Below are 11,184 nucleotides of genomic sequence, written 5' to 3'. Positions count from 1 at the left end.
TAATTAAAATTAATTTATGAGTTGCGAACATTAGTTAAGATATGAGTGATAAGATTCGTAGTTATTATTACTGATTTATTATCAATGCTTACAACTACATTATACGAGGGGTATACTAAAGGTGAAAGATGTAAAATACATATGATATAATAGCAATAATAATATTAGTATCGATATTATTATATAAATTTGTAAGTAGGGGAGATTTTATGCCAGAAGTACAAGGAATAGTTGATGATGTAGTATTTCATAATGAAGACAATGGGTATATAATTGCTCATTTGTTTGATAATAAAAAGCTAATAACTGTGGTAGGAATTGTGCCATATATAAGTGAGGGGCAGAATTTGAAATTAACGGGTGATTGGGTTACTCATCCTCAGTTTGGAAAACAATTTAGGATAAATTACTGCGAGGAAATAATACCTAGTTCTCTTATTGGCATAGAAAAATATCTAGCTTCGGGAGTTATTCAAGGGATTGGCCCAGTAACTGCTAAAAAAATTGTAGAGCGCTTTGGCGAAGATACTATGAATATATTAGATAATGAAATTGAAAGACTAAAAGAAATTGACGGGGTAGGACAAAAAAAGATACAATTAATTTTTGAATCTTATTCTAAGCAACGTGAAGTTAAAAATATAATGATATTTCTTCAAACTTATGGGGTCACGCCCAACCAATGTGTTAAGATTTATAAACAATATGGAAGCGAATCCATAAAGGTTGTAAAAGATAATCCTTACGTTTTAACGGAAACAATATCCGGAGTAGGATTTAAAATTGCTGATAAGATAGCAAGGAGTTTAGGAATTGACAAAGAATCACCATTTAGGATACAAAGTGGAATTAATTATGTTGTTAATGAATTTTGTTCTATTGGAAATACTTATATGCCACTGGGGAAATTACAAAAGGAAGCTAAAAATATTCTTGGAGTTACAGATGAAGAAGTGGAGAAGAATATTTATGATAATGTGTTTCAAGGAAAGTTAAAAGTTGAAGATATTGATGAAGAAAAATGTGTTTTCACAATGCCTTTCTATTATTGTGAACTAAGCATAACTAAAAAAATTATAACTTTATCTGTAGCTGAGTATGATGAAGTAGAATTAGATATAGAAGAAAAAATAAAAAGTTTTGAGGCGGAAAAAAATATAGAATTTGCCATGTCACAAAAGGCTGCTATTTGTGGAGCTGTTGAAAATAGTATAGAAGTAATAACTGGAGGTCCTGGTACTGGTAAAACTACTATAATTAACTGTATTACAGAGGTGTTTGAAGAAGCGGGAATGAAGGTATATATGGCAGCTCCTACTGGACGTGCGGCTAAAAGGATGACAGAAGCTACTGGACGCCAGGCGAAGACCATACATAGGTTGCTAGAACTTGGAGTAGGTGGAGACGATGGGTCAGAGTTTTTTAAATCGGAGGAATCACCACTGGATTGTGATGTTCTAATTGTTGATGAGGCTTCTATGATAGATATAATGCTTATGAATAATTTGTTGAAAGCTATTAGCATAGGAACAAGACTTATAATAGTAGGTGATGTTGACCAGTTGCCATCTGTAGGGCCTGGGAATGTACTAAGGGACATCATTGATAGTAAATGCGTTAAAGTAGTTAAACTTAATGAGATTTTTAGGCAAGCAAGGGAAAGCATGATTATTGTTAACGCACATAAAATTAATAATGGCGAGATGCCAATTTTAAATGAAAAGGGAAAAGATTTTTATTTTATAGAAAATAATGAACCTGAAAAAATAGTCGATAGTATTATCTCTTTAATTAATACAAGACTTCCTAAATTTAATAAAGAGTGGGATAAAATGAAGAATATTCAAATATTATCTCCTATGCGAAAAGGTATATTAGGTATAGAAAATTTAAATGAAAAGCTTCAGGAGACACTGAACCCGAAGTCTAAACATAAAAAGGAAAAGGAATATAGGAACACTATATTTAGAACCGGCGATAAAGTTATGCAAATTAAAAACAACTATTCGATTAAGTGGCATAAGATAAGTGCAAAGGGTGAAGATGGTACTGGGATTTTTAATGGCGACGTAGGGTATGTTGAAGATATTAACGAGGATAACGAAAATGTTATAGTAATTTTCGACGATGATAAACGGGTTGAATATGAGGGTGTAAATTTGGATGAACTAATGCTGGCATATGCTATTACAATACATAAAAGTCAAGGTAGTGAGTTTGAAGTTGTAATCATGCCTATGTTTATGGGGCCTCCATTATTAATGAACAGAAATTTGCTCTATACAGGAATAACTAGAGCAAAAAACATGGTTGTTTTAGTGGGAGGGGTAAAAGCTATTAGTTTTATGAAAGATAACAATAGAAGTTTTGAAAGATATTCGGCACTTGGCTGGAGAATAAGACAAATAGTAGATGCAAATATGAGCCTTGATGAAACCTATATTAATTAATTTATAAAAATCTTTAACTGTAAAGGGGATTTTACATGTATTACAACGCAAAATTAAACCTTAGTAAGGGAAAAGATAAAGTTAGTAAAGAAATTTTAAGATTGACTTTAAATGATAAACGAAGAATTGATGTAGTATCAGTATTTTACAATTCCTCTGATATACTATTAGAAACCATAATTTCTTTTGCAAATAAAAATAAGAGTATTTTGTATATAACTAATGAAAAAGAACAACGCACTGATATTAGGTACTTTATAAATGAATTCAGTAACATGAGCGGATATGTATACTCAGATGTTATAGATTATGGAAGCAGAAAAGATTACATATATATATGTAATCATAATGATGCATTAAGATTGCAGGGAGAATTTGATTTAGTTATTTATAATGATATTAGTAGTTTCCCTCAATACAACAAAGAACAAATAAAAAAAATACTGTTAAAGATGTGCAAAGCTGAAGGGATAGCTATAGCCTACTGCGTTGAGGATGTTTTTAGCCTGGGAAACACAATTATATTTCCGCTTAAAGATACTAACACACCAATTATAGAACCTAGAATCATAACCACAAGAATAAATCTTAGCATGGATATACCTTTAGTGGTTTATGAATATCTAAATTGGTCAATTATATCTAATAGAAAGGTAGTTATATTTACACCAGATGCAGAAAAAGCTACAGCGGTATTTGAGTACTTAAGCCTCCTAAAAGAAAGGCTAAGTGAAAATATATATTTATTTATCGCGGGTAAAAGTGATGATTATATTAAGTTGAAATTTATGAGTAGAGAAAAAGGAATAATGGTAACTAATGATTTTAAAGAAAGTTCAGTAGAATTCCATTCCATTGATGTCATAGTTTATTTTGCTGATGATGTTAAATTTAATCACAAGCAGTTATTGTGTTTATCAAGTAAGGTTGGAAGATACGAAAGTGAAGACAGGGGGGAGGCCATATTCTTAGCTAATGCGGAAACTGATGAAATGGATGAAGCTAAAAGCATAGCTAGAAAATTTAATGAGAAGGCATGGGAAAGAGGATTATTGAATATATAAAAAATATATTTTATTGTTTAGCTGGACTTATATATTCAGGAGACGAGTTATGCGTAATCTGCAATGGATATAGTGAGGAAAGTGAAGCGTTATGTACTGTATGCAAGGGAAAGCTAAGAAGATGCTGCGAAAGCTTTTATATTGACCGCGGTGATGAAAAATATCTTTCTATGTCTGTATTTTATTATTCGAGTATTGTAAAAGAGTTAATTATTAAGCTTAAATATAAAAGTGATTTTATATGCGGTGAAATATTGGCTAAATACATGCTGGAACTTGTGAAGGAAAGTGAATTGAAATTTGATTTAATATCCTATGTACCTATGACTAAAAAAGCATTGAAAAGCAGAGGTTATAATCAAAGTGAGTTTTTAGCAAACTATTTATCACGGTTTTTAAATATTAAAGTTATATGTAACTTAATTAAAACTATAGATACTAAGGATCAAATAGGACTAAGTGGCGAAGAACGTTGGAATAATACCAATAATTGTTTTAATATTGAAAAAAGCGAAAATATAAAAAATAAAGACATTTTGCTTATTGATGATGTGATAACAACTGGAGCTACAGCTTTTCACTGCGCACATAACTTAAAAGAAAAGGGAGCAAATAATATTTACGTATTGACTATAGCCAAAAGTAATGTATAATACTTATTGTAGTAAGTTAGGTTTGTGGTTGAAAGTCGATGCCAGTCGCAGGCGAAACGATCCACGTAAGTTAAACAAAGTTTAGTGAGCATGGTGCGGCTTAGAGGTTAGTCCTGCCGTTTTAACGAGCGAGAGTGTTAGTAGTGAGAAGGTAATTCTGGGTAGCAAAAGCTCCAGCAGGCGAGTGTGGGGTCAAAGACCAGGTCAACTAACTTACTAAAGTACTTATAGTGCGAAAGTGACAGTCAGAAATGACTGTCATTTATTATTTTTTGACTATAGAAAATAGGGAAATAGTTAAGCCTTATGTATGAATTGAGTTAATATTATATAAATTCTGATTTTAATGGTTGCTATTTAGTAATAAAAGTAATAGAATAATATTATCAAACATATAACATGCTTAGACATTAAAGAGGTATGTGAATATTAGGGAGGGGCTGTAAGTATGAAAGTTAACGTAATTGGTAAGAACATAGAGATAACAGAAGCCTTGAAAAATATTATTGAAAAAAAAGTATCTAAATTAGATAAGTATTTTAATCCGGATGTAGAGGCTCAAGCAACTTTGGGGGTTCAAAAGAATAGACATACTATAGAAATTACTATTCCTTTTAATGGAGTGATTTTAAGAGCGGAAGAGCAAAATGAAGATATGTATATAGCTATAGATATTGTGGCTGATAAATTAGAAAGACAACTTAGAAAACATAAAACAAAATTAGAAAAAAGAAATCATGTGACTTCTCTTAAATTTAAGGGGACACAACAACTTAATAATGTTGAGGAAGATACAGAACCTGCGATAGTTAAAACAAAGAAATTTGCTATTAAACCAATGTCTGCAGAGGAAGCTGTACTTCAAATGGAATTAGTTGGTCATAGTTTCTTCGTATATATGAGGGATGATAGTTCAGAAGTAAATGTAGTATATAAAAGAAAAGATGGGGATTATGGTTTGATAGAACCGGAGTTTTAAACTTTATTAATTTAAAGGATTAAAGTAGATATATTTACTTTAATCCTTTTTTAACTTTTTTAATTCTGTTGAATATGTTAATATGAAAATATTAGTATTTTTTTTACAAAATTTATAAGGTCATATATGTTGAACGGCAATAAATTAAGTGGTATAATTTAAAAGTATATAATTTGAAAGTACTTAAATGAATTGTGAGGATGAAAAAATATGAAACTATTTGATAAATTTTTTGGTAGTTATAGTGATAGAGAAATAAAAAGAATAATATCAACGGTAGATGCAATAGAAGCATTAGACTCAGAGATGACTAGTCTAAGTGATGAAGAACTTAGAGCTAAAACAGAAGAATTTAAAACAAGGTTAAACGATGGAAGTACCTTGGAAGATATATTGCCTGAAGCATTTGCAGTGGTTAGGGAGGCTTCATGGAGAGTTCTTAACATGAAGCATTTTAGAGTGCAACTAATCGGTGGAATTGTACTTCACCAAGGTAGAATAACAGAGATGAAAACAGGTGAAGGAAAAACTCTTGTAGCAACTCTTCCATCATATTTAAATTCACTAACAGGAAAAGGTGTTCACATAATTACTGTTAATGATTATCTTGCAAAACGAGATAGAGATGAAATGGGAAGAATACATGAATTTTTAGGAGTTTCCGTAGGAGTTATTATCCATGACTTAGACCAAACGCAAAGGCAAGCGGCCTATAATTCAGATATAACATACGGAACAAATAATGAATTTGGTTTTGATTATTTAAGAGATAACATGGTTGTATATAAGGAAGAAAGGGTTCAAAGAAAACTAAACTTTGTAATTGTCGATGAGGTTGATTCTATATTAATAGATGAGGCTAGAACTCCTTTAATTATATCTGGCGAAGGAGAGAAATCTACAGATTTTTATAAAGTTGCAGACTATTTTGTAAAAACTTTAGTAAAAGAAGAAGATTACTCTATAGATGAAAAAGCAAGTGCTGTTATATTATCTGATGCAGGAATTGACAAATCAGAAAAGTTCTTTCACATAGAAAATTATGCTGATGCAGAAAATATGGGTGTCCAACACCATGTTGTTCAAGCTTTAAAAGCAAATTATATTATGAGAAAAGATAAAGATTATATGGAAAAAGACGGAGAAGTTATTATTGTAGATGAGTTTACTGGAAGACTTATGGAAGGTAGAAGATACAGTGACGGGCTCCATCAAGCTATTGAAGCAAAAGAGGGAGTAAAAATTGAAAAAGAGTCAAAAACTCTAGCTACAATAACTTTCCAGAACTATTTTAGAATGTATAGCAAACTTGCAGGTATGACAGGTACTGCGCTTACAGAAGAAAATGAATTTAGAGAAATATATGGTCTGGATGTAATAGTAATACCTACTAATATGCCTCTAATAAGACTAGACAATGCAGATTTGGTTTTTAAAACTGTCAAGGGGAAATATAATGCTATAATAGATGAAATAGTTGAAACTTATAATGCAAGGCAGCCCGTTCTTGTAGGTACTGTTAGTATAGAAAAATCAGAATTATTATCTGAGATGCTTAAGAAAAAAGGAATTCCTCATCAAGTACTTAATGCTAAATACCATGAAAGAGAAGCAGACATAGTATCTCATGCAGGTTCTATTGGAATGGTTACTATAGCAACTAACATGGCTGGTCGTGGTACGGATATTAAGCTTGAAGATGGAGTTGCAGAGGCTGGTGGACTCAAGATAATTGGAACAGAAAGACATGAGTCTAGGCGTATTGATAATCAACTTAGAGGACGTTCTGGTCGTCAAGGTGATTTGGGAAGCACAAGATTCTACATATCACTAGAAGATGATTTGATGAGAATATTTGGTTCTGAAAGGCTTCAAGGAGTTGTAGGAAAATTAGGTTTAACTGATGAAGACGCTATTGAAAGTAAAATGGTAAGTGGAGCTATAGAAAGCGCTCAAAAGAAAGTAGAAGGAAATAATTTTGATATAAGAAAAAATGTTGTTCAATATGATGATGTAATGAATCAACAAAGAGAAATAATTTATAGACAAAGAACAGAAGTGCTTCAAGGAGAAAATACAAAAGGACAAATTGAAGAGATGATGAAAGATGTTATTTTTTCTTCAGTTGATTCACATATAAGCGGTGATGAGGATACATTTGATGAAGAGCTTGGAAAATTAATTGATTACCTCGAAGAAATATATATTCCAAAAGATATGATTTCAGTAGAGGAACTTGGTAAAGCATCTAATGATGAAATTAAAAATATTCTTTTAGATTTAGCTCATAAAATTTATGATATGAAAGAAGCAGACTTTGGGGACGAACAAATAAGAGAAGTTGAAAGAGTTATTCTTTTAAGAGTAGTAGACAGCAAATGGATGGATCATATAGATGCTATGGAACATTTAAAACAAGGTATTGGTCTTAGAGCATATAAACAACAGGATCCATCACAAGCTTACCAAATGGAAGGTAGCGACATGTTTGCTGAAATGATTGAAACTATAAAAATAGAAACTGTTAAATACTTATTCCATGTGCAAATAGAAAAAGCACCTGAGAGAGAAATGGTTGCTAAAATAACATCAACAAATCATGATGATGATTCTATTAAAAAGGCTCCAACTAAAAAAGAAGTTAAGCAAGGTAGAAATGATGACTGTGCTTGCGGTTCAGGAAAGAAATATAAAAACTGCTGTGGTAGAGGATAGTTGTAGTTTATAATTTTAAAATTAAAGCTTTAAAAGGGGCGAGCAATAATTAATTGCACGCCTCTTTTTAAACATAATGAAAGAGGTGTTAATATTGATAATATTAATTGAAGAAATATTAAGTGACATAAATGTATTAAAAACTAACGTAGAAGAAATTCGGGTGTCTCTTTGACATAACATCATTGCAAAAACAATTAAAAGAGCTTGAGTTTAAGATGCAGGAGACCAGTTTCTGGGAAGATATAAAACTAGCGCAACAAATTACTCAAGAAGCTAAGGGAATAAAAGATAGAATTGATAGATATAATTTATTAATTAGTAAGATAGAAGATTTAGAAGTGCTCACCAAGCTAAGCCAAGAAGAGGAAGATGATGAATCTATAGCAGAAATAAAAAGCGAACTAGTAGAGTTAGGCAATGATGCTGATAGATTCAGGCTAGAGATATTGTTAGCAGGAAAATATGATAAAAATAATGCTATTTTAACTCTCCACACTGGTGCAGGTGGAAGTGATGCTCAGGATTGGACAGAGATGCTTTATAGAATGTATTCAAGGTGGTGTGAGAAGAAGGGATATAAGATAGAAGTCTTAGATTATCAACCAGATGAGGCTGGTATAAAATCAGTTACATTAAAAATAATTGGTGAGTATGCTTACGGATATCTAATGGCTGAAAAGGGAGTGCACAGACTAGTAAGAATTTCTCCTTTTAATGCAAATGGCAAGAGGCAAACTTCTTTTGCATCATGTGAAGTACTTCCAGAACTTACTGAGGATCAAGATATTGATATAAAACCTGATGACCTGCGTATAGATACTTATAGATCAGGAGGGGCAGGGGGCCAACATGTTAATAAAACTGACTCAGCCATAAGGATAACCCATATACCTACAGGCATTGTGGTTCAGTGTCAAAATGAGAGGAGTCAGCATAGCAATAAGCAAACTGCAATGAAGATGCTTATGGCAAAGCTTTTAGATTTAAAGGAAAGAGCAAAAAAAGATAGAATAGAAGACTTAACTGGTAATCTCATGGAAAATGGTTGGGGCAGCCAAATTAGATCATACGTATTTCATCCATATAATTTAGTTAAGGATCATAGAACTAATACAGAAATGGGAAACGTAGGTGCAGTTATGGATGGAGATATTGATATTTTCATTGAGGCCTATCTAAGGCAGATTAATAAATAGTTTAGTTTTATAGTCCTAATAAGAAGAGGTTGGTAATGAAATTACCAACCTCTTCTTATTATTGAAAAGTATTAAATAACTGGATTATTTAATGAGTTGAAACGCTTTTAAATGTATGATATCATTCATTTGTGTAAAAAAATAAATGAAAACCATCATAATTTAGGATGACTATATGGAAAACGTTATCAATGGTCTAAGCGCACTTATTTGGAGTAAAGCACTTATTTATTTATGTCTAGGGACAGGAGTTTATTTTTCATTTCGAACAAGATTTCTTCAAGTTCGACATATAAAAGCAATGGTAAAATACCTATTTAGTGGTGGAGACTCAAGTGCGGGAGTAACTTCATTTCAAGCATTTGCAATGTCTGTTGCCGGTCGTGTTGGTACAGGTAACATAGCGGGTGTAGCAACTGCCATAGCAATGGGCGGACCTGGAGCTGTATTTTGGATGTGGGCTATTGCATTTCTCGGTGCAGGTTCTTCGTTCGTTGAATGTGCTCTTGGCCAAGTATATAAAGAAGAAATTAATGGTGAGTATCGTGGAGGCCCAGCTTATTACATAGAAAAAGCTATGGGCGTAAAATGGTATGCAATTGCATTTGCAGTTGCAACTGTAATCGGTTGGGGTTTTCTTGGACCTTCAGTTCAATCAAACAGTATTGCAGCAGGTGTAACTAATGCATTTGGTATTAGTCCTTATATAACTGGTGCAATAACTACAGTATTACTTGCTTTTATAGTATTTGGTGGAACAAAGAAACTTGGAAAAATCGCTGAAATAGTAGTTCCTTTCATGGCAATGGCTTATATTTTAGTTTCGCTAGTAGTACTTGCAGTAAATATAACTGCGGTTCCTAGTATGTTCTCTTTAATAATTAGAAGTGCTTTTGGCGCCGATCAAGCTTTTGGTGGTATCCTAGGATATGCAATTCAATGGGGAGTTAAAAGAGGAGTTTATTCTAATGAGGCTGGACAGGGAACAGGACCACAGTCAGCAGCAGCAGCTGAAGTATCTCACCCTGCTATACAAGGATTAGTTCAAGCTTTTGCAGTTTACTTTGACACATTATTTGTATGTTCGGCAACTGCATTTATGATTTTATCAACAGGTAAATATAATGTTATAAATCCAGCAGGTGGATTTATAGTAAACAATATACCAAACATTGATATAGGACCAGGATATACACAAGCTGCGGTTGGAACTGTATTTGGAGGATTTGGTGCACCTTTTGTTTCCATTGCATTATTCTTCTTTGCATTTACAACACTAATGGCATATTATTATATAGCAGAAACTAACATTACTTATCTAATTAAGGGTGTTAAAAATGGTAAAATTTATATTAATATTCTAAGAGTGGGAATTCTTGTTTCAACTTTCTACGGATCTATTAAAACTGCAGAAGTTGCTTGGGCACTTGGTGACATTGCTGTTGGTACAATGGCATGGCTTAACGTTATTGCCATATTGATTCTTGGAAACATTGGTATCAAAGTCTTGAAAGACTATGAAGAACAAAAGAAAATGGGAAGAACTGCAGAAACATTTATATTTGACCCGAAAAAATTAGGAATTAAAAATGCGGATGCATGGTATGTATTTAACAAGAGAAGAGCTGAAAGAGCAAAGGAAAAAGAAAATAACAAAATATAAATAATATAAAAATATAAATCCAGTAGAATAATTTTATTATTCTACTGGATTTTTTATTTAAGTTATACATTACTATATTGAAGATTTATATATTGAAGATTTATATATCATCTAATGAGGTTGAACAAGTAAGGTCAGGAACTATAGGTGGTGTATCAGTATAATCTCCCATACTAATATCTACGTCTAATTGTTTAATGACTTCATCTGGCATAAATTCTATAAAAAGGCCATTATGTTCATTGAATGTATCCCCAAAAAATGTGTCTTCATCCACTATAACATCCCCTTAAAAAAATATTTTAAATTTAACTTATCAATATTATTATATGAATATTTGATATAATGGTTCTTATAATTAGTAATTAAGTTGAGGTGGAGTACAAAGAATGTATAAGTTAATTCCAATTTTTATCCTTAGAAAATATATGCTTGACATTAACGTTACGTGAAGGTGTATA

At 32.0% G+C, this 11,184-nt stretch carries 8 protein-coding genes; 7 read left to right on the top strand and 1 reads right to left on the bottom strand.

The window, feature by feature from the left end; translation table 11 throughout:
• Positions 1-209 precede the first annotated feature (209 nt).
• From recD2 to KPL55_RS15760, 7 genes are all read left to right on the top strand, one after another.
• Positions 210-2,450: an SF1B family DNA helicase RecD2 gene (gene recD2, locus KPL55_RS15790; protein WP_216307707.1), complete on the top strand. Its 2,241-nt coding sequence runs from the start codon at positions 210-212 to the stop codon at positions 2,448-2,450.
• Between the two features lie 35 nt (positions 2,451-2,485).
• The gene (locus tag KPL55_RS15785) at positions 2,486-3,514 is read left to right on the top strand and encodes a hypothetical protein (protein ID WP_216307706.1); all 1,029 of its coding nucleotides are present in this window, start codon (positions 2,486-2,488) and stop codon (positions 3,512-3,514) included.
• Positions 3,487-4,167, top strand: a complete 681-nt coding sequence (locus KPL55_RS15780; RefSeq protein ID WP_216307705.1) for a ComF family protein — start codon at positions 3,487-3,489, stop codon at positions 4,165-4,167. The genes KPL55_RS15785 and KPL55_RS15780 overlap by 28 nt, the downstream gene beginning before the upstream one ends.
• A 448-nt stretch (positions 4,168-4,615) precedes the next feature.
• Entirely contained in the window at positions 4,616-5,146 is a 531-nt protein-coding gene (gene hpf, locus KPL55_RS15775; RefSeq protein ID WP_216307704.1) for a ribosome hibernation-promoting factor, HPF/YfiA family, read from the top strand.
• A gap of 210 nt (positions 5,147-5,356) precedes the next feature.
• Complete coding sequence (gene secA / locus KPL55_RS15770; RefSeq protein WP_216307703.1) at positions 5,357-7,861, top strand: preprotein translocase subunit SecA; 2,505 nt, start codon at positions 5,357-5,359, stop codon at positions 7,859-7,861.
• A 94-nt stretch (positions 7,862-7,955) separates the two neighbouring features.
• Positions 7,956-9,060 (top strand): peptide chain release factor 2 gene (gene prfB, locus KPL55_RS15765; protein ID WP_216307702.1). Its coding sequence is split into 2 segments (ribosomal slippage): positions 7,956-8,033 and positions 8,035-9,060, totalling 1,104 coding nucleotides; the frame shifts between segments, so codons are not numbered across the junction.
• 175 nt (positions 9,061-9,235) lie between these two features.
• Positions 9,236-10,723 (top strand): alanine/glycine:cation symporter family protein, encoded by a 1,488-nt coding sequence (locus KPL55_RS15760; protein WP_216307701.1) that lies wholly within the window; start codon positions 9,236-9,238, stop codon positions 10,721-10,723.
• Between the two features lie 100 nt (positions 10,724-10,823).
• Here the strand turns inward: KPL55_RS15760 and KPL55_RS15755 are convergent, their stop codons facing one another.
• On the bottom strand, positions 10,824-11,000 hold the full coding sequence (locus tag KPL55_RS15755; RefSeq protein WP_216307700.1) for a hypothetical protein: 177 nt from the start codon (positions 10,998-11,000) through the stop codon (positions 10,824-10,826).
• Positions 11,001-11,184: the final 184 nt, after the last annotated feature.

It is taken from the genome of Clostridium lacusfryxellense (assembly GCF_018861735.1).
Lineage (GTDB): Bacteria > Bacillota > Clostridia > Clostridiales > Clostridiaceae > Clostridium_AD > Clostridium_AD lacusfryxellense.
This window is presented reverse-complemented; position numbering and strand designations above follow the sequence as displayed.